Raw genomic sequence first — 18,490 nt, 5'->3', positions numbered from 1 at the left:
CCCTCACCCGTCTCGCCGCTTAGCGGCGTGTCCAGCGGATGGATGGGTAACAAACCAGACCGGATGGATAGGTAACAGTCGTTCATGGTTCGGTCCGCTGCGGCGCTGCGCTAGCGCAGCGCCGCAGCGTTGATGTTTTCTGGTCGACGATGCCGATCGGCATGTTGAAGAAGCGCACTTGCCATTGCCCCTCGGCGGTTTCCTCCACGGCAACTGTTTCACCAGCGAGAGCGCTGCAAAGATGGATGAGCTCGCCACGCCATTTGATCTCGCCGTTGGAGCGAACCTGGCGCACGGCCGCTCCGACCGGATAATTCGGCTCCGGAAGCCGACTGGGCATCGCACGAGGGGAAGCCTTGTAGACGCTGGCAGGTGGACGCTGCCCAAGTGCCTCATGCGGCCGTTCTTCGTTGTAGTCGCGCATAAATGCTGCGAACCGACGGGCTTGCGCGGCCTTGGTCGGCGGCGGTGGCCGCATGGCCTCCAGAAGCGTGAGGTGGAAACACTCGTGTCGGCCATTCTGCTGCGGATGGCCGGGATCAATCCGTTCATGGTAGATGCCAAGCTCGATCCACCATACCGACAGCGCGGTCAGACCAGTGATCCCAGTCGAGGCGAACGGCGAGCCGTTGTCGGAGCGGATGATCTGCGGCAAGCCGTACTCGCGAAACGCCCGTTCCAGCAGGGGTTGGCACTCGGCATATTGCGTGCTGCCCGTCGCCGCCAAGCTAATCAAATAGCGGCTGAAGCCATCGGTCATCGTGAAGGGCTCAACGCGAGATCGGTCGCCCAGCCGGATCCAGCCCTTGTGATCGAGGGCCCAGACATGGTTGGCATGCTGAGGCACTGTCAGTTGTCCCATACGCGGCGGCGCTCGTCGCCGGACCCGACGGCTGTTCACCAGTCCAGCCCGCTTGAGAATCTCGCCTGCCGTCGAGGCTGACGGCCAATCGACATCCCCTTGACGGACCTCTAGCTTGCTGACGATCTTGCGCGGTCCCCAGCTCGGCCGCTCGAGCCGCAGCCCGACAATCGCATCCACAATGTGCTGCGGCGTCGCTCGCCCATGCACTCGCGCGGCATGGGAGCGATCCTCAAGCCCGCTAGGCCCCTCCAACCGGTAGCGGTCCAGCCACTTGTAACCGGTCTTGCGGCTGATCTCGTAGCGCTCGCAGAGCTCTGTCATCGTCCACAAGCCGCTTCGCTGATCCGCTATGAAATCAATCCTCAGGTCCACTGTACAGCTCTCCCGCCAAGGCATCGGCTGATCCTCCCAGCCGACAGAGAACTGTCACCCATCCATCCGGTCTACTGTGTTACCTATCTATCCGGTCTGGACAGGCGAGCCACCCTCTCCCGCAAGGGGAGAGGGGAAGTCAGCCCGCCGCTCTCACGCTTCACCTCTCAATGCGCCATCATCCGCGTCGGCAGCCAGGTCGCCAGCAGCGGGAAGGCGATCAGGATCACGAGGCGCACGAGGTCGGTCGCCACGAACGGGATCACGCCCTTGAAGATGGTGGAGAACGACACGTCCTTCACCACGCTTTTTATGACGAAGACGTTCATGCCGACGGGCGGATGGATCAGGCCGAGCTCGACGGTCATCACGATGATGATGCCGAACCAGATCGGATCGAAGCCGAGATGCATGATCACGGGGAAGATGATCGGCACGGTCAGGATGATCATCGCCATGGCGTCCATCAGGCAGCCGAGCACGAGATACATCACCATGATCAGCGCCAGCACGCCGTAGGGCCCGAGGCCGAGGCCGGTGAGGAATTCCGTGACCTTCTGGGGCGTCTGCGTCACCGTGAGGAAATAGCCGAAGATCAGCGCGCCGATCAGCACGGTAAACACGGCGGCCGCGGTGCGCGTGGCCTGGAGCAGCGAGGCCAGCACCTTCTCGCGGTCGAGGCGGCCGGTCAGCACGCCGATGATGAAGGCGCCGGTGGCGCCGACGCCGCCGGCCTCGGTCGGCGTGAAGCGCGGCAGGAAGGGCAGGCCGTAGAGGCCGCCGATCACGAATATGAACAGCAGCACCGGCGCCCAGATGTCCTTCAATCCGGCGAAGCGTTCGCGCCACGGTGTCACCTTGCCCTTGGGCAGGAAATCGGGGCGGAAATAGCCGATCAGGAAGATCGTGATCATGTACATGGTCATCGCGAGCAGGCCCGGGATGATGCCGGCGATGAAGAGTTTTCCGATGTCCTGCTCGGTGATGATGCCGTAGACCGCGAGCACGGTGGAGGGCGGCAGCATCGCGCCCAGCGTGCCGCCGGCCGCGATCACGCCGGTGGCGAAGGATTGCGGATAGCCGAACCGGCGCATCTCGGGATAGGCGACGGCGGAGAAAGTCGCGGCCGTCGCGACCGAGGAGCCGCAGATCGCGGCAAAGCCGCCGCAGGCGCCGACGGTCGCGATGCCGAGGCCGCCGCGCAAATGGCCGACAAAGCCGTTGGCGGCGCGGAACAGCTCGCGGCTCATGCCGGAATTGCTGACGAAGGAGCCCATCAGCAGGAACATCGGAATGACGCCGAACGTGTAGTCGGTCACCGTGCGCATCGAGGTCTGCCCGACCAGCTTCAGCGCCGGCGTGGCGCCGACGAGATAGGAGAAGCCGGTGACACCGACGAGGCCCATGGCCATGCCGACCGGCACGCGCAGGAGCATCAGGACGAAGAGGGAAACGAAGCCGATAACGGCGACGGCATCGGTGCTCATGATTACTCCGTCGCCTTGATCTTGGGGTCGTGCATCTCTTCGGGATGGAAGATCAGCCGGTAGGTGCGGATCGCGATCAGCAGCACGGCGCAGACGTCGCCGATCCAGGCGACGAGAAAGAAGGGCCATGTCGGCATGTGCAGGTCGAAGGTCTGGACGTTGTCGTTGTAGGTGCCGCGCACCTTGTCGAACAGCGTCCAGGTCTGCACGGTGACGACGAACAGCAGCACCAGCGTCGCGAACACGTCGATCCAGCGCTGATAGCGCGGCCCGACATTGCCCCAGACCAGGTCCACCGTGATGTGAGTGCCGCGATAGGAGGTCGCCGCGATGCCCCAGAAGATGAGGATGCCGAGCAGCATGCGGCCGATGTCGAAACTGTCGGGAATCGAGTAGTTCAGCGTGTTGCGCAGCAGCACCGACAGGAAGATGTCGAGCGCGACGATGCCGACGAAGCCGGCCGCGATCCATTCGATCGAGTCGATCACGCGATCCATCCAGGAGCGCTTCATGGGTGTGTCCTGTGTGATGTCATTCTTGTGCTCGACCCGGCTGCAGCCCTTCGCCTCTCCCCGCTTGCGGGGAGAGGCCGACACGCGAAGCGTGGCGGGTGAGGGGGACTCTCCGCGAGTCCCGCTGTCTCCGTCCCCGTGGAGACTCCCCCTCACCCCGACCCTCTCCCCGCAAGCGGGGAGAGGGGGACGAAGCGTCGTGCGCTGCTAACGGTACCTTGCAGGGCAACGGCGGCGAGATGCCCCTCGCCGCCGCGTTTCCTTCGACGAAGGCTACTCCGCCAGCGCGTTGTACTTCTTCAGCGATGCCTTCAGATCCGCGATCGCCGCATCGGGATCGGCGCCGGCCTTCTTGGCATTGTCGCTCCAGGTCTTGACCAGCGGCTCGGCGGCCTTCTTCCAGGCGGCGGTCTGCTCGGCCGTCAGCTTGTAGACCTCGTGATTGGATTCCGCCTTCACCTTGTCGATGCCGGCATCCTCGAACTTGCCCCAGTGCTCGCCGACCGCGCCCGCCATTTCGACCGTGCAATTCTTGTCGATCACGGCCTTCTGCTTGTCGGACATGGCATTGTACTTGTCCTTGTTGATCACGAACACGAAGGTCGTGGTGTAGAGCGGCGCCTCCATGTCGTATTTGGTCACCTTGTCGATGCCGAACAGCACCAGGGAACCCCAGGGGAAGGTGACGCCGTCGGCGACGCCGCGCTCGATGATGTCGCGCACTTCGGGCGCGGAGGACTGCACATTGGTGCCGCCGAGCGAAGTGACGAAATTCGCCATGGTGGCGTGCGCGGGGCGGATCTTCAGGCCCTTCACGTCCTCGGGGTTGACGATCTTCTTGGTCTTGGAGTGGAACGAGGAGGGCGAGTGGACGAAGGCGAGGCAGTATTTGACGTCCTTCATCTCCTTCTCTGCATATTTGCGATACCAGGCGTCGAGCCCCATCGAGCCGCCCTTGGCGTCCGAGATCAGGAAGGGCAGCTCGCCTGCGCCGATGATGGGGAAGCGGCCGGGCTGATAGCCGGGATTGACATAGGTGACGTCGGCGATGCCGTCGCGCGCCATGTCGTAATGGTCGAAGGCCTTGCCGAGCTGCTGGGCCGGAAACACCTTGCCGGTGATGGTCCCGCCGGAATCCTTGTTCACCGCGGCGACCCAGTCTTCCAGCGATTTCTGCAGCGGATGCGAGGCCGGCACCCAGTGCGAGACCTTCAGGTCGATGGCTTTGTCCTGCGCAAACGCAGGCGTCATGCTTGCTGCCAGCAGCAACGCCAGACAGGCTTTCCTCATCACACGTCTCTCCCTGTTTTTGACGGCGGGCTTCGATGGCCCGGTCTCGTTAATTAACATGTTATCTAATTGGCCGGCGCGTTCAAGCCGGAAACTGGCGCGCACCTCGCCGCGCCGTCTACATCATCCATGTTGCATGGATTTGTCGCGCTGCGGCGAACGCCCTCCCTTCTTCTCAACCGTTATATGATATAATTATCCTGCGCGGAGCGAGGCGACAAGCGACCCGCGACGGAAGCCTACAGGATCGGAAGGAGCAAGTATTGCGGACAAAAGTCGCAATCATCGGGGCCGGGCCGGCCGGATTGTTGCTAGGGCAACTTCTGCACACATACGGCATCGACAACGTCATCCTGGAGCGGCAGAGCCCGGACTACGTGCTCGGCCGCATCCGCGCCGGTCTCCTGGAGGAAGGAACCGTCGCGCTGCTCGACCAGGTCGGCGCCGGCGCGCGGGCCCATGCCGAAGGCCTGGTGCACGAAGGCATCGAGCTCGCCTTCTCCGGCCGCCGTCACCGTATCGACATGAAGGGTGCGACCGGCAAGACGGTGATGATCTACGGCCAGACCGAGGTCACGCTCGACCTGATGAATGCGAGGAAGGCCGCTGGTCTCATCTCCGTCTACGAGGCCAGGGATGTGCAGCCGCAAGATTTCGACGGCGGTCGCCCGCGCGTGTCCTATGTGAAAGACGGCGTCACCCACACCATCGATTGCGATTTCATCGCCGGCTGCGACGGCTTCCATGGCGTCAGCCGCGCCAGCGTCCCGTCTTCGGCGATCGAGGAGTTCGAGCGGGTCTATCCGTTCGGCTGGCTCGGCATCCTGTCCGACACCCCGCCGGTCAGCCATGAGCTGATCTATTCCAACCACGCCCGCGGCTTTGCGCTGTGCACCATGCGCTCGACCAGGCGCAGCCGCTACTATGTGCAATGTTCGCTCGACGATCATGTCGATCAGTGGCCGGACGACCGCTTCTGGGACGAATTGAAGCGCCGGCTCGACCAGGAGGCGGCCGACAGCCTCGTCACGGGCCCCTCGATCGAGAAGAGCATTGCGCCGCTGCGCAGCTTCGTCGCCGAGCCGATGCGCTTCGGCCGGATGTTCCTGTGCGGCGACGCAGCCCACATCGTGCCGCCGACCGGCGCCAAGGGATTGAACCTCGCTGCCAGCGACGCGCATTATCTGTCGAGCGCGCTGCGCGAGTTCTACGACGAGAACTCCAGCGCCGGCCTCGACGCCTACTCCACCAAGGCGCTGGCACGGGTCTGGAAAGCCGTGCGGTTCTCCTGGTGGATGACCTCGATGCTGCACAAATTCCCCGATACCGGCACGATCGGCGCCCGCATCCAGCTCGCCGAGCTCGACTACGTCACGCAGTCGCAGGCCGCGATGACGTCGCTGTCGGAGAATTACGTCGGGCTGCCGTTTTAAAGCGGCATCGCTCTCTCGGCATCGTCATTGCGAGCGAAGCGAAGCAATCCAGGAATCCCTCCGCGGAGACAGCCTGGATTGCTTCGCTCGCAATGACGAGGCGCGCCCGTTTCAAACGCCCGCGCAAATTCCGTTTGAAACTTTGTAATTGATGCAACCGTCATCCACATCGCGTTCAATGCCGGCAGCCAGCAACGCGAGACAGCCATGACCTCCATCGACGTTCCCGCCGGCTTCGAGCCGCATTTCCGCAAAGCCCCGCTCACCGATCCCTGGGAGCCGCTCTATTCGAGGAAGTCCGACATGGGCGTCACCGTGGGATTGCGGCTGGCGACGCCGCACACCAATGCGCGCGGGCTGATCCATGGCGGGCTGATCGCGGCGCTGGCCGATGCCGCCATGGGCTACAGCTGCGCGCAGGCGACGGGCTGGACGACGTCATTCGTCACCATCTCGCTGTCGGTCGACTATGTCGGCGCCGCCGAGATCGGCCAATGGCTCGCAGTCGAGGGCGAGGCCATCAAGACCGGCTCCACGATCTGCTTCGCGCAGTGCCTGGCGAAGGCCGACGATGCCGTGATCGCGCGGGCGAGCGGGACGTTCCGCGTGGTGCCGAAGAAGGGGTGATGCTGTCGTTCCGGGGCGGCGCGGAGCGCCGAACCCGGAACCTCGAGATTCCGGGTTCTCGCTTCGCGAGCCCCCGGAATGACGATGGTCACCCGAACCTCCACTCCGCCGTCTCCACCACGAGATCGACGAACGCCCGCACCTTGGCCGAGAGCAGGCGCGAGGTCGGATAGACGATGTGGATCGGCAGCGCCGGTTGCTCATATTTCGCCAGCACGATCTTCAGCCGCGCCCGCTTCAAGCCCTCGGCGGCCTGATAGGCCAGCACCCGCGTCACGCCGCCGCCCGCCTCGGCATATTGCAGCGCCGCGTCGGCGCTGTTGCTGGTGAAACGGGGTGACGGCGTCACCTCGATGTCGCGGCCGTCGTGCCGGAAGCGCCATTCGGACAAAGGGCCGAACTGGATGGTCTGGTGCTCGCGAAGCGCCTCCGGCGTCTTCGGCTCGCCATGGCGTTTGAGATAGCCGGGCGCGGCCACCACGATCCGCCGCATCGCGCCGACCTGGCGCGCAACCAGCGAGGAATCGGCGAGATGGCCGATCCGTACCGCGGCATCGACGGCGTCCTCGACGAGATTGACCAGATGATCCGATAGCCTGAGCTCGCAGGCGACCTCGGGATAGCGTTTGAGATAGGCGGTCATGACCGGCCCGACATGCAGCCGGCCGAAGCCGACCGGCGCCGACACCACCAGCCGCCCGCTCGGCCGGTTGCGCTCCTGCCGCGCCGAGCCGTCGGCCTCCTCGACATCGGCGAGAATGCGCCGCGCGCGCTCCAGATAGCGTGTGCCGACGTCGGTCAGCGTCACCTGCCGCGTGGTTCGCTGCAGCAGCCGCGCGCCGAGGTGCTCCTCCAGCGCCGCGATCAGCCGGGTCACCGCCGAGGGCGACAGGCGCAGCTTGCGCGCCGCCGGCGCGAAGCCGCGCAGATCGGCGACGGCGACGAACACGTGCATGGCTTCGAGCCGGTCCATGGAGATTATTGCTTATATTGCAATGATGAAGTGTCAAGCGGCCAGATTGTTCTGGCGGACGACAGGTCTATCTTGAGCCGTGAAGACGCAGAGATGCGCCGGAATTTCAGGAGATGTTCCGATGACGACAGCAGCCCATACCTATGCCAGCGACGTCGCGTTCTCGCCGGCGGTGAAGGCGATCCAGGCGCGCAAGGGCTCGCGCGAGGCCTATGCGCGTAGCGAGCAGCGCGGCTGGCGCACCGAGGTCGATGACAACCTCGCGGCCTTCCTGGCTGACGCCAACAGCTTCTATTTCGCCACCGCATCGGCCGACGGCCAGCCCTACATCCAGCACCGCGGCGGACCGAAGGGGTTTCTCAAGGTGCTCGACAAGCAGACGCTGGCCTTCGCCGACTATGCCGGCAACCAGCAGTTCATCACGCAAGGCAATTTGACGGAGAACCCCAGGGCCTACATCTTCGTGATGGACTACCCCCATCGCCGCCGTGTCAAGATCTGGGGCGAGGCGCGGGTGGTCGAGGACGACGAAGCGCTGACCGCGTCGCTGATGCCGAAAGGCTACCGTGCGCGGCCGGAGCAGGTGATCCTTTTCAAGATCGCGGCCTGGGACACCAACTGCCCGCAGCACATTCCGCAGAAATTCGATGCGGGCGACGTCGCCGCGGCTCTGGCGGCGCGGGATGCGAGGATCGCGGAGCTAGAGGCCGAGGTGGCGGCGCTGAAGGGGGAGAAGGCAGGCTGAGGCGTCTTCGCCTCTCCTCGCCTGCGGTGAGAGGCTGGAGCTTGCGCAGCAAATTCCGGGCGACGGCGACTCTCCGCGAATTCAACTGCTTGATAGAGCTCCCGCTCCGCCTACACTGTCATTGCGAGCGAAGCGAAGCAATCCAGGACCTCTCCGTGGAAAGATTCTGGATTGCTTCGCTGCGCTCGCAATGACGAAGAGGAGAGACCACGACTTCAAATGATCAGGGCGCGGAGACTGTCCTCACCCGGCCCTCTCCCGTAAGAACGGGGGGAGGCAGAGGAGAGACCTACAACACGCTCTCGCCTTCGTGCTGGAAGCCGAGATAGCTGGCCGCCACCCGCTCGTTGGCCGCGACGTCGCTGGCGTTGCCGCTGAGAACGAATTCGCCGAGCTCCATCACATAGGCCTGGTCCGCGATCTTCAGCGCGGCCTGCGCGTTCTGCTCGACCAGCAGCACGGAGACGCCGGCGGCGCGCAGCTCGGTGACGATACGGAAAATGTCGGCGACGATGATCGGGGCGAGGCCGAGGCTCGGCTCGTCCAGCATCAGGAGTTTTGGCTCGCCCATCAGCGCGCGGCCCATCGCGAGCATCTGCTGCTCGCCGCCGGAGAGCGTGCCGGCAAGCTGCTTGCGCCGCTCCTTCAGCCGCGGGAACAGCGTGTAGACCCGCTCCATCGAGGCTTTCGCCCGGCTCCGCTCGATGCGGAAGGCGCCCAGCTCGAGATTGTCCTCGACATTCATGGTCACGAACAATTCGCGGTGCTCGGGGACGAGTCCGAGTCCCATCGCGACGCGGTCCTCGATATCGAGCCGGGCGAGATCCTGCCCGGCGAAGGCGACGCGGCCCTTCAGCGGCAGAATGCCCATGATGGCCGAAAGCAGCGTGGTCTTGCCGGCGCCGTTGGCACCGACGATGGTGACGATCTCGTTGGCCCCGACCTCGAGCGAGACCGAGCGCACCGCCTCGACCTTGCCATAGGCGACATGCGCGTCGGTGACGGACAACAGCGCGCTCATGCCGCCACTCCGAGATAGGCCTTGATCACTTCGGGATTGGTCTTGATCGTGGCGGGGGTGCCCTCCGCGATCTTGGTGCCGAAATCGAGCACCACGATGCGGTCGGCGAGATTCATGACGAAGCCCATGTCGTGCTCCACCAGGAGCACGCTCATGCCGCCGTCGCGCAGCTCGCGCAGCAGCGTGGCGAGCCGCTGCTTCTCCATGTGGCGCAGGCCCGCGGCCGGCTCGTCGAGCAGCAGCAGCATTGGATCGACGCAGAGCGCGCGGGCGATCTCGACGATGCGCTGCTGGCCGAGCGAGAGGCTGCCTGCGAGCTGGTGCATCTGCTCGGTGAGGCCGACGCGCTCGATCTGGCGGGCGGCTTCCGCGAGCAGCTTGGCCTCGTCGGCGCGGTCGAGGCGCAGCATCGAGGAGAGGGGGCCGGAATGGCCGCGCAGATGCGCGCCGATCGCGACGTTCTCCAGCACGGTCATGTCGGGGACGAGCTTGACGTGCTGGAAGGTCCTGCTGATGCCGAGCTTGACGATCTCCTGCGGCGGCGCGTTGTCGACCTTCTTGCCGAGCACCGAGATCGAGCCCGAGGTCGCCGACAGCACGCCGGTGATCAGGTTGAACGTCGTGCTCTTGCCGGCGCCGTTCGGGCCGATCAGCGCCACGATCTCGCGGGCCCGGACGTCGAACGAGACATTGTTGACCGCGACCACGCCGCCGAACTGCTTCCGCGCCTTCTCGACCTGGAGCAGCACGCCGGCCTCGCCGGGCGCGCGGGTGCGGTGCCCGAGCTGCAGCGAGGTATCGGGCTTCTTGCCACCGGTGCGCTCCGGCAGGAACGACATCAGCCAGGGCCAGAGGCCGCCGGGCGCGAGCTGCAGCAGCGCCACCAGCATGATGCCGAACACGATGGTCTCGACCTGGCCGGAGCCCGGCAGGATCAGCGGCAGATAGCTTTGCAGCACCTCTTTCAGCACGACGACGATCGCCGCGCCCAGGACGCCGCCCCAGACATAGCCGGCGCCACCGACCACGGCGATGAAGAGATATTCGATGCCCATATGCGCGCCGAACGGGGTCGGGTTCACCGCGCGCTGGAGATGCGCGTAGAGCCAGCCGGAGAGGCCGGCGAGCACCGCGGCATGGATGAACACCAGCAGCTTGGCGCGCGGCGTATGCACGCCGAAGGCTTCCGCCGCGACATGGCCGCGCCTGAGCGCGCGGATGGCGCGGCCGGTGCGGGAGTCCAGCAGGTTCATCGTCAGCAGCGCCGAAACGATCACGGCGATCCAGATCGCGTAATAGATCGAGCCGGGCGAGAGCATCTTGAACGTGCCGATCGACAGCGGCGGGATCGACGAGATGCCGTCGTTTCTCCCCAGGAATTCCAGCTTGCTGAAGAGATAGAACAGGCCGAGCCCCCAGGCGAGCGTGCCGAGCGGCAGATAGTGGCCGGAGAGGCGGACGGTGATCAGCCCGAGCAGCACCGCGAGCGATCCGCTGACCACGAGCGACAGCGGCAGCGTCAGCCAGGGCGACAGGCCGTAGGCCGTCGACAGCACCGCGGTGGTGTAGGCGCCGAAGCCGACGAAGGCCGCCTGCCCGAACGAGGTCAGACCGCCGACGCCGGTCAGCAGCACGAGGCCCATCGCGACCAGCGCCGCAAGACCGATATTGTCGAGCAGCACGATCCAGAACGGCGGCATGCCCGGGATGAACGGGATCGCCGCCATGACGGCTGCAAAGACGATGATGGGAAGCCGGCTCTGCATCTTGGCGTTAGTCCTTCTCTTCCTCGACCGCGGGCGCGGCGAGCGAGCGCAGCAGCAGCACGGGGATCAGCAGCATGAAGACGATCACTTCCTTGTAGTTGGAGGCATAGAAGGACGAGAAGGCCTCGACGATGCCGACGACCAGCGCCGCGACGGCGGTGAGGGGATAGCTGACGAGCCCGCCGATGATCGCGGCGACGAAGCCCTTCAGGCCGATCAGGAAGCCGCTGTCATAGTAGAGCGTCGTGATCGGCACGATCAGGATGCCCGACAGCGCGCCGATGACCGACGCCAGCAGGAAGGCGATCTGCCCGGACAGCGTGGTGCGGATGCCGGCAAGCCGCGCCCCCAGCCGGTTCACGGCGGTGGCGCGTAGCGCCTTGCCGTAGAGCGTCAGGCCGAAGAACAGCCAGAGCCCGACGATGAAGGCGATGGTGATGGCGTAGACGGTGATGCTCTGGCCGGTGAAGCGCAGCGCACCCGCAGTGAAGGCGCCGGACAGCACGGCAGGCCCGCGCTGCCCCTCGGCGCCGAAGAACAGCAGGCCCAATCCCTGCAGCGCGAGGTGGACGCCGACGGACGCAATCAGCAGCACCAGCACCGAGGTGTGCGCCAGCGGCTGGAACGCGATGCGGTAGAGGTAGAGGCCGATCATCGCGACGATCACCAGCGACAAGGCGATGCAGACCGCGACCGGCGGCTTCTGCGCGGCGAAGTAAAGCGTCAACCCGAGCACGATGGCCGGCAGCACGATGTTGGTGATGAGGCTGCGCACGATCAGCCGCGCATGCAGCGCCTTGCGCGCCACGAACAGGTCGAAGCCGAAGGCGCCGATGCCGAGCGCGAGCGCGAGCTTGGCCGTGCCCGGCATCTGGCCCGCGGCCAGCGAGGCATAGGTCAGCGCGCCGTAGGTGACGAATTCGCCCTGGGGAATGAGGATGACGCGGGTGACGGCGAACACCAGCACCAGCGCCAGGCCGAGCAGCGCGTAGATCGCGCCATTGGTGATGCCGTCCTGCACCAGGAACAGCATGATGGTGGTATTCAAGACCGGACGCTCCCCCTCAAGATTGAGGACCGGTCTCCGCAATTGCGGTGGATGGTCCCCTCACAGCCATTGAAATACGCTGACGATATTTGATATGGTCCATAACAATTATCAAATATAACATCAAGGGTGGGGAACGACCCGTCCCGAATTTAGCGGGATTACGAGCACGAGGCGATGACCGTTTCCAAAACCGCTGAAAAGTCCTCCGAAAAACCGGCCGACGCGGGCAAGGGCCGCAAGGACGCGGGCGAGGTCCAAACCGAAGCGCTCCAGCTGGGCGAGCTCTCCGAACAGCTCGGCTATGTCCTGAAGCGGGCCCAGCTCAAGGTGTTCGAGAACTTTCTGCGCTGCATGGCCTCGCTCCAACTGACGCCAGCGCAGTTCTCGGTCCTGCTCCTGGTCGAGAAGAACCCCGGCCGTAACCAGACCGAGATCGCCTCCACGCTCGGCATCCTCAGGCCGAACTTCGTGGCCATGCTCGACAATCTCGAAAGCCGCGACCTCTGCGCGCGGATCCGCTCCACCAACGACCGCCGCTCGCACATCCTGGTGCTGACCGACAAGGGCAAGGCCGTGCTGGCGCGGGCGAAAAAGCTCGTCGCCACCAAGCACGAGGCCCGGCTGAACGATCTGCTCGGGCAAAGCAACCGCGAAGCCCTGATCGGGATGCTCTCGAAGATCGCCAACGAGTTCTGAGGGGCGGACAGTCATTCCAGGATGCGCGGGAGCGCGACCCCGGAAAGGTCGAACCGCCTTTGCGCGGTCGTCATGCCCGGGCTTGATTGAGCGTTGTCCTGGGCGTCCACATGCGCCCGGAGCAACGGCGGGGCGGGACGAGCCTGACGCCGGAGCAAGAGGGCATGAGCTCTGAGGACGTCGAATGGTATGATGCTTCGCTCATGTAAAATGATGCTTGAAACATCATTTTACGTGCCCTAAGCTTGGCTGATCAATCACTGTACCTGCCACGGACATTCGCCCGTGATCACCGCCGCGCAGCTTCGAGCCGCCCGTGCCTTACTCAGGATTGACCAGCGCGAACTCGCGCAGCGCTGTTCACTGTCGCTGCCCACTATCCAGCGCATGGAGGCCTCCGAAGGGGTGATCCGGGGCAATGTCGATTCTCTGGTGAAGCTGGTTGACGCGCTGTCGGTTGCCGGCATCGAGTTGATCGGCGAGGGGGCGGTGTCAAGCGCCGGGGGCCGCGGGGTGCGGCTGAAGTCTCCACCTCCAAGCGCGGGCGACCAATAGCGATGACAGCCAGCGCACAAATCATGATCGAGGACCGGCCATGATCGCCGTCGCGCTATGGTCGGTGGCCGCTCTGCTGGCGCTGGCGCCTGCCGGAATCGTGCTGTCGACGCGCCCGCGCGGCTCGCTCATCCTTTACGGCGGATGCCTGATCGCCACATCGACGCTCTGTGTCACGGCGCTGTCCGGTCTGCTCTATCCCCCTCAGCTGGCGCCGAGCGCGATATTGCCGATTGGACTGCCCTGGCTCGGTGCTCATTTCCGCCTCGATGCGCTGTCCGCCTTCTTCCTCGTCGTCGTCAATCTCGGCGGCGTCGCTGCGAGCCTGTTCGCGCTCGGTTACGGCCGGCACGAGGACTCCCCCGGCCGCGTGCTGCCGTTCTATCCCGCCTATCTCGCAGCGATGAACGTTGTCGTGCTGGCAAACGACGCCTTCAGCTTCCTGGTCGCCTGGGAATTCATGTCGCTGACCTCCTGGGCGATGGTCGTGTCGCATCACCGGGACCCGGAGAATGTCCGCGCCGGCTATGTCTATATTCTGATGGCAAGTTTCGGCACGTTGGCGCTGCTGCTCGCCTTCGGCCTGCTCGCGAGCGGCGCCGGTTACGATTTCGATGCGATCCGAGCCTCGCATCCTTCCACTGCGCTGACCGGCACGGTGGTCATCCTCGTGCTGCTGGGTGCCGGCTCCAAGGCCGGCCTGGTGCCGTTGCACGCCTGGCTGCCGCTCGCCCATCCCGCCGCGCCCAGCCACGTCTCCGCCCTCATGAGCGGCGTCATGACCAAGGTCGCCGTCTACGGCTTCGTGCGCATCGTCTTTGATCTCGTGCCCGAACCGGTGTGGTGGTGGAGCATGGTGGTGCTGCTGGTCGGCGGTCCGACGGCGACGCTGGGCGTGCTCTATGCGCTGATGCAGCGCGATATCAAGCGCGTGCTCGCCTACTCAACGATTGAGAACATCGGCATCATCTTCACCGGTCTCGGGCTGGCGCTGGCTTTCAAGGCGGAAGGGCTCGACTGGGTGGCGGCGCTCGCCTTCACCGCGGCGATGCTGCACGTCTTCAATCATGCGCTGTTCAAGAGCCTGTTGTTCTTCGGCGCCGGCGCGGTGCTGGGAGCGACCGGCGAGCGCGACATGGAGAAGCTCGGCGGCCTGATCCATCGCATGCCGAAGACGGCGTTCGCGATGCTGGTCGGCTGCGTCGCGATCTCGGCATTGCCGCCGTTCAACGGCTTCGTTTCGGAATGGCTGACCTTCCAGGCGATCCTGCTTTCACCGCAACTGCCCTCCTGGGGCCTCAAGCTGGTCATCCCGGCGGTTGGCGGTTTGCTGGCGCTTGCGGCCGCCTTTGCCGCGGCCTGCTTCGTCAAGCTCTATGGCATCAGCTTCCTCGGTCGGCCGCGTTCGGATGTGGCGGCGTCAGCGCATGAGACTGACCGCTTCTCGCTGACCGCAATGTTCGCGCTTGCCGCCTTCTGCCTCATTGCCGGTATCCTGCCCGGGCTGTTCATCGACGCACTGGCGCCGGTGAGCAAGGATATGGTCGGCAACATCATGCCGCATCAGGCCGGATTGCAGTGGCTCACCATCGTGCCGATCGCGGAAAGCCGCAGCTCCTATAACGGCCTTCTGGTGTTCCTGTTCGCGGCCCTCTGCGGCACGGCGGCGGCGTCAGCCATTCACCGTCTCGCCTCCGACCGCCTGCGCCGCGCGCCGGCCTGGGATTGCGGCTATCCCGATGCGAACCCGGCGATCCAGTACTCGGCCTCCAGCTTCTCGCAGCCGATCCGCCGCGTGTTCGGCAGCGTCATCTTTGGCGCACGCGAGATCGGCGAGATGCCGCCGCCGTCCTCGCCGCTTCCTGCGCGGCTCCAGGTCGAACTGCACGATCTGATCTGGGATGGGCTGTACGCGCCGATCGCGAAGGCCGTCGGCTTTGCGACGGACCGCATCAATATCCTGCAGTTCTTCAGCATCCGCCGCTACCTGACGCTGGTGTTCGTGGCGCTGGTCGTGCTGCTGATGGTGGTGGCCCTATGAACGAGCTGCGCGACATCCTCTCCCAGGGCGCGCAGATGTCGCTGGTGCTGGGACTCGCGCCGCTGTTGACGGGTTTCGTGCGGAAGGTGAAGGCTCGGCTGCTACGCCGGCGCGGGCCGCCGATGCTCCAACCTTATCGCGACCTCATCCGCCTGATGCGCAAGGACGTCGTGCTCGCGGACAACGCCTCCTGGCTGTTTCGCGTCATTCCGTATCTGATCTTCGCGGGCACCTGGGTCGCCGCGTCGCTGGTGCCGACCTTCGGCAATGGACTGTTGTTCTCCTGGACCGCCGATCTCATCGCCATCACTGCGCTGCTCGGCAGCGCCCGTTTTTTCCAGGCGCTCGCCGGCATGGACGTCGGAACCGCCTTCGGCGGCATCGGCTCCAGCCGTGAGGTGATGATCGCCTCCCTCGCCGAGCCCGCGATGCTGATCACCGCGTTCTCGGTTGCAATGATCGCCGGCTCGACGCAGCTCCCCACGGTGGCCGAGTTCATGGGCTCGGACGCGGTCGGCCTGCGCGTGTCGTTGGGGATGGCGTTCGTGGCGCTGACCATCGTGGCGCTGGCGGAGAATGCCCGTATCCCCATCGATAACCCCGCCACCCATCTTGAGCTCACCATGGTGCACGAGGCCATGGTGCTGGAATATTCAGGGCGGCATCTCGCGCTGATCGATTTGTCGTCGCAGCTCAAGCTTCTGCTCTATGTCTCGCTGATCGCCTGCGTGTTCCTGCCATGGGGCACGGCGACCGCGGATGCGAGCGTTGCAAGGCTCGCTCTTGGCGCGCTGGTCTATCTCGGCAAGCTGACGGTCCTCGGCTTCCTGCTTGCCGTGTTCGAGACCGCGATCGCCAAGATGCGCGTGTTCCGGATTCCGGAGTTCTTGGGCGCGGCGCTGATGCTGGCATTGCTTGCCACGCTGTTGCGCTTCGTGTCGGGGAGCCTCTGAGATGAGCAGCCTGCAATTCGACATCGCCCATCTGCTCGCCGGCTCCCTGGTGCTGGCGAGCTTCATGATGCTCTACCAGGACCGGCTCTATGCGCTGCTCAACGTCTATGCGCTGCATGCCGGCGTGCTGGCGCTGTCGGTGGGCTGGCAGGCCTATGTGCAGCAAGCGCCGCATCTCTATATCACGGCGCTGATCGCGCTGGTCTTCAAGGCCATCATCATCCCCGTGGCGCTGCACCGGATCATCAAGCGGCTCGGTATCCACCGCGAGATCGAGAACGTGATCGGCATCGGGTTGACCATGATGGCCGGGATAGGCCTCGTCGCGCTGTCGATGGTGGTGATGTTGCGGGTGACGCCGGGCGCCGATGCCCTCGCGCGCGAGGACCTCGCCTTCGCGCTGTCGGTGGTGCTGCTGGGGCTCCTGATCATGGTTACGCGACGCAACGCCGTGAGCCAGGTCGTCGGCTTCATGTCGCTGGAGAACGGGCTGGTGCTGGCGGCAACCGGAGCCAAGGGCATGCCGCTCGTGGTGGAGATCAGCGTCGCCTTCTCGGTGCTGATCGCTTTCATCGTGATCGGGATATTCCTGTTCCGCATCCGCGAGCGTTTTGACAGCGTGGACGTACAGGCGCTCGATCGCTTCCGGGGAGAGCGGCGATGACGATCGATGCGCTCGGTGCGATCCTGCTGATCCCGTCCGTCTCGGCCGCTCTGCTCGCGATCCTGCCTGGCTACATGCTGGCGGCGAAGCTCAACATCGTCGCGGCGCTCGCGACCTTCCTCACTTCGCTGTCCCTGTTCGTGATCGAGCCGACGTCGGGGCAATATCTGCTGCTCGACGACCTCAACAAGGTCTTCATAGTTCTGACGACCTTCATCGGCTTCACGACCTCGGTCTTCAGCGCGAGCTACATCCATCACGAGATCGAGATCGGGCGGCTGACGCCGGTCTTCCTGCGTTTCTATCACGCGATGTACCAGATGCTGATGTTCGCGATGAACCTCGCGCTCGTCGCCAACAATATCGGCCTGATGTGGGTCGCGGTCGAGGTGGCGACGCTGACGACCGTGCTGATGGTCGGCATCTACCGCACCCATGAGGCGCTGGAAGCCGCCTGGAAATACTTCATCCTCGGCAGCGTCGGCATCGCGCTCGCGCTGTTCGGCACCATCCTGGTCTATATGGCGGCGCGCCCCGCGGTGGGCGAGGGGCTGGACGGCATGGTCTGGACGGTGCTGGTGAAGCACGCCGCACAGTTCGATCCGGCGTTGCTCAACGTCGCCTTCGTCTTCCTTCTGCTCGGCTACGGCACCAAGGTCGGCCTCGCGCCGTTGCACGCCTGGCTGCCGGATGCGCATGCCGAGGGCCCGACGCCGATTTCGGCGGTGCTGTCCGGTCTGCTGCTCAATGTCGCGCTCTATGCGCTGCTGCGCTTCAAGATGATGCTTGCGGTCAACTCCGCGGCGATCGCGCCGGGTCCGCTGATGGTGACCATGGGCCTGATCTCGGTGATCTTCGCCGCGCTGATGCTGTACCGGCGCCGCGACATCAAGCGGATGTTCGCCTATTCCTCGATCGAGCATATGGGCATCATCGTCTTCGCCTTCGGCATGGGCGGGCCGCTGGCGAATTTCGCAGGGCTGTTGCATATGACCATGCATTCGCTGACCAAGTCGGCAATCTTCTTCGCTGTCGGTCATATCGCACAGGTCAAGGGCACACAGAAGATCGCCGATATCGGCGGCCTCACGACGACCAACCCCGTGCTCGGCTGGGGCCTGATGCTCGGCGTCATCGCCATCGTCGGGCTGCCGCCGTTCGGCATCTTCATGAGCGAGTTTCTGGTGGTGAGCTCGACGTTCGCCCGCGCGCCCTGGCTGACGGTGATCCTGGTGCTCGGCATCATCATCGCGCTCGGGGGGCTTTTCCTGCGGGTCGGCGTGGTGATGTTTGGCGAGCCCAAAGGCAAGACCGCACCCGCCGAAGCCTCCTACGTGCCGATGTTCACACACCTCGGATTGGTGCTGATGGCCGGCATCTATCTGCCGCCGGTGCTGGTCACCGGCTTCCAGAACGTCGCGAAGCTCCTGGGGTAAGCG

The 18,490-nt window shown here is 64.9% G+C and carries 17 protein-coding genes; 9 read left to right on the top strand and 8 right to left on the bottom strand.

Annotated elements, in window-relative coordinates; genetic code table 11:
• Nucleotides 1-82: 82 nt before the first annotated feature.
• The 4 genes from FJV43_RS12770 to FJV43_RS12755 all read right to left on the bottom strand — a co-directional run bounded on the left by FJV43_RS12770 (nucleotide 83) and on the right by FJV43_RS12755 (nucleotide 4,526).
• Nucleotides 83-1,237, bottom strand: coding sequence for a DDE-type integrase/transposase/recombinase (locus tag FJV43_RS12770; protein ID WP_239627417.1), 1,155 nt, complete (start codon nucleotides 1,235-1,237; stop codon nucleotides 83-85).
• A 167-nt stretch (nucleotides 1,238-1,404) separates the two neighbouring features.
• Nucleotides 1,405-2,724: a TRAP transporter permease gene (locus FJV43_RS12765; protein WP_239627416.1), complete on the bottom strand. Its 1,320-nt coding sequence runs from the start codon at nucleotides 2,722-2,724 to the stop codon at nucleotides 1,405-1,407.
• A gap of 2 nt (nucleotides 2,725-2,726) precedes the next feature.
• On the bottom strand, nucleotides 2,727-3,236 hold the full coding sequence (locus FJV43_RS12760; protein ID WP_028180703.1) for a TRAP transporter small permease: 510 nt from the start codon (nucleotides 3,234-3,236) through the stop codon (nucleotides 2,727-2,729).
• A gap of 273 nt (nucleotides 3,237-3,509) precedes the next feature.
• The gene (locus FJV43_RS12755; protein ID WP_239627414.1) at nucleotides 3,510-4,526 is read right to left on the bottom strand and encodes a TRAP transporter substrate-binding protein; all 1,017 of its coding nucleotides are present in this window, start codon (nucleotides 4,524-4,526) and stop codon (nucleotides 3,510-3,512) included.
• A 263-nt stretch (nucleotides 4,527-4,789) separates the two neighbouring features.
• On the opposite strand from FJV43_RS12755, the gene pobA reads away from it, so the two are divergent.
• Both pobA and FJV43_RS12745 read left to right on the top strand, forming a co-directional pair.
• The gene (gene pobA / locus FJV43_RS12750) at nucleotides 4,790-5,959 is read left to right on the top strand and encodes a 4-hydroxybenzoate 3-monooxygenase (protein WP_239627412.1); all 1,170 of its coding nucleotides are present in this window, start codon (nucleotides 4,790-4,792) and stop codon (nucleotides 5,957-5,959) included.
• Between the two features lie 207 nt (nucleotides 5,960-6,166).
• Nucleotides 6,167-6,586 (top strand): PaaI family thioesterase, encoded by a 420-nt coding sequence (locus FJV43_RS12745; RefSeq protein ID WP_239627411.1) that lies wholly within the window; start codon nucleotides 6,167-6,169, stop codon nucleotides 6,584-6,586.
• Between the two features lie 88 nt (nucleotides 6,587-6,674).
• Here FJV43_RS12745 and FJV43_RS12740 read toward each other — a convergent pair whose 3' ends face one another.
• Nucleotides 6,675-7,559 carry a LysR family transcriptional regulator gene (locus FJV43_RS12740; RefSeq protein ID WP_239627409.1) on the bottom strand — a complete coding sequence of 295 codons (885 nt, stop codon included), beginning with the start codon at nucleotides 7,557-7,559 and terminating at the stop codon, nucleotides 6,675-6,677.
• A gap of 121 nt (nucleotides 7,560-7,680) precedes the next feature.
• Between FJV43_RS12740 and FJV43_RS12735 the strand changes: the two genes are divergently transcribed.
• Nucleotides 7,681-8,304, top strand: a complete 624-nt coding sequence (locus tag FJV43_RS12735; RefSeq protein WP_239627408.1) for a pyridoxamine 5'-phosphate oxidase family protein — start codon at nucleotides 7,681-7,683, stop codon at nucleotides 8,302-8,304.
• A 289-nt stretch (nucleotides 8,305-8,593) separates the two neighbouring features.
• Here FJV43_RS12735 and FJV43_RS12730 read toward each other — a convergent pair whose 3' ends face one another.
• The 3 genes from FJV43_RS12730 to FJV43_RS12720 are packed head-to-tail and all read right to left on the bottom strand — an operon-like array spanning nucleotide 8,594 to nucleotide 12,139.
• On the bottom strand, nucleotides 8,594-9,325 hold the full coding sequence (locus tag FJV43_RS12730) for an ABC transporter ATP-binding protein (RefSeq protein WP_239627406.1): 732 nt from the start codon (nucleotides 9,323-9,325) through the stop codon (nucleotides 8,594-8,596).
• Nucleotides 9,322-11,091, bottom strand: a complete 1,770-nt coding sequence (locus FJV43_RS12725) for a branched-chain amino acid ABC transporter ATP-binding protein/permease (RefSeq protein WP_239627405.1) — start codon at nucleotides 11,089-11,091, stop codon at nucleotides 9,322-9,324. Before FJV43_RS12725 ends, FJV43_RS12730 begins: the two co-directional genes overlap by 4 nt.
• 7 nt (nucleotides 11,092-11,098) lie before the next feature.
• The gene (locus tag FJV43_RS12720) at nucleotides 11,099-12,139 is read right to left on the bottom strand and encodes a branched-chain amino acid ABC transporter permease (RefSeq protein WP_239627403.1); all 1,041 of its coding nucleotides are present in this window, start codon (nucleotides 12,137-12,139) and stop codon (nucleotides 11,099-11,101) included.
• A gap of 177 nt (nucleotides 12,140-12,316) precedes the next feature.
• Between FJV43_RS12720 and FJV43_RS12715 the strand changes: the two genes are divergently transcribed.
• The 6 genes from FJV43_RS12715 to FJV43_RS12690 all read left to right on the top strand — a co-directional run bounded on the left by FJV43_RS12715 (nucleotide 12,317) and on the right by FJV43_RS12690 (nucleotide 18,487).
• Complete coding sequence (locus FJV43_RS12715) at nucleotides 12,317-12,838, top strand: MarR family transcriptional regulator (protein WP_239627401.1); 522 nt, start codon at nucleotides 12,317-12,319, stop codon at nucleotides 12,836-12,838.
• A gap of 285 nt (nucleotides 12,839-13,123) precedes the next feature.
• Nucleotides 13,124-13,393, top strand: a complete 270-nt coding sequence (locus FJV43_RS12710) for a helix-turn-helix transcriptional regulator (protein WP_239627399.1) — start codon at nucleotides 13,124-13,126, stop codon at nucleotides 13,391-13,393.
• Nucleotides 13,394-13,433: 40 nt separating this feature from the next.
• On the top strand, nucleotides 13,434-15,434 hold the full coding sequence (gene hyfB, locus FJV43_RS12705) for a hydrogenase 4 subunit B (protein WP_239627398.1): 2,001 nt from the start codon (nucleotides 13,434-13,436) through the stop codon (nucleotides 15,432-15,434).
• Nucleotides 15,431-16,387 (top strand): NADH-quinone oxidoreductase subunit H, encoded by a 957-nt coding sequence (locus FJV43_RS12700; RefSeq protein WP_239627396.1) that lies wholly within the window; start codon nucleotides 15,431-15,433, stop codon nucleotides 16,385-16,387. Before hyfB ends, FJV43_RS12700 begins: the two co-directional genes overlap by 4 nt.
• A gap of 1 nt (nucleotide 16,388) precedes the next feature.
• Nucleotides 16,389-17,051, top strand: coding sequence for a hydrogenase-4 component E (locus tag FJV43_RS12695; RefSeq protein ID WP_028138582.1), 663 nt, complete (start codon nucleotides 16,389-16,391; stop codon nucleotides 17,049-17,051).
• Complete coding sequence (locus FJV43_RS12690; RefSeq protein WP_239627394.1) at nucleotides 17,048-18,487, top strand: hydrogenase 4 subunit F; 1,440 nt, start codon at nucleotides 17,048-17,050, stop codon at nucleotides 18,485-18,487. Before FJV43_RS12695 ends, FJV43_RS12690 begins: the two co-directional genes overlap by 4 nt.
• Nucleotides 18,488-18,490: the final 3 nt, after the last annotated feature.

This window comes from Bradyrhizobium sp. I71 (assembly GCF_022354745.1).
Taxonomy (GTDB): Bacteria; Pseudomonadota; Alphaproteobacteria; order Rhizobiales; family Xanthobacteraceae; genus Bradyrhizobium; species Bradyrhizobium liaoningense.
Note: the sequence above shows the minus strand (reverse complement) of the source record. Positions and strands in the feature narration are given on the sequence as shown.

What these genes read in the sequence shown, in the direction of transcription:
- FJV43_RS12765 (WP_239627416.1), bottom strand. Translation starts at nt 2,724, where the DNA reads ATGAGCACCGATGCCGTCGCCGTTATCGGCTTCGTTTCCCTCTTCGTC.
- FJV43_RS12760 (WP_028180703.1), bottom strand. Translation starts at nt 3,236, where the DNA reads ATGAAGCGCTCCTGGATGGATCGCGTGATCGACTCGATCGAATGGATC.
- FJV43_RS12755 (WP_239627414.1), bottom strand. Translation starts at nt 4,526, where the DNA reads ATGAGGAAAGCCTGTCTGGCGTTGCTGCTGGCAGCAAGCATGACGCCT.
- FJV43_RS12745 (WP_239627411.1), top strand. Translation starts at nt 6,167, where the DNA reads ATGACCTCCATCGACGTTCCCGCCGGCTTCGAGCCGCATTTCCGCAAA.
- FJV43_RS12740 (WP_239627409.1), bottom strand. Translation starts at nt 7,559, where the DNA reads ATGGACCGGCTCGAAGCCATGCACGTGTTCGTCGCCGTCGCCGATCTG.
- FJV43_RS12735 (WP_239627408.1), top strand. Translation starts at nt 7,681, where the DNA reads ATGACGACAGCAGCCCATACCTATGCCAGCGACGTCGCGTTCTCGCCG.
- FJV43_RS12730 (WP_239627406.1), bottom strand. Translation starts at nt 9,325, where the DNA reads ATGAGCGCGCTGTTGTCCGTCACCGACGCGCATGTCGCCTATGGCAAG.
- FJV43_RS12725 (WP_239627405.1), bottom strand. Translation starts at nt 11,091, where the DNA reads ATGCAGAGCCGGCTTCCCATCATCGTCTTTGCAGCCGTCATGGCGGCG.
- FJV43_RS12715 (WP_239627401.1), top strand. Translation starts at nt 12,317, where the DNA reads ATGACCGTTTCCAAAACCGCTGAAAAGTCCTCCGAAAAACCGGCCGAC.
- hyfB (WP_239627398.1), top strand. Translation starts at nt 13,434, where the DNA reads ATGATCGCCGTCGCGCTATGGTCGGTGGCCGCTCTGCTGGCGCTGGCG.
- FJV43_RS12700 (WP_239627396.1), top strand. Translation starts at nt 15,431, where the DNA reads ATGAACGAGCTGCGCGACATCCTCTCCCAGGGCGCGCAGATGTCGCTG.
- FJV43_RS12695 (WP_028138582.1), top strand. Translation starts at nt 16,389, where the DNA reads ATGAGCAGCCTGCAATTCGACATCGCCCATCTGCTCGCCGGCTCCCTG.
- FJV43_RS12690 (WP_239627394.1), top strand. Translation starts at nt 17,048, where the DNA reads ATGACGATCGATGCGCTCGGTGCGATCCTGCTGATCCCGTCCGTCTCG.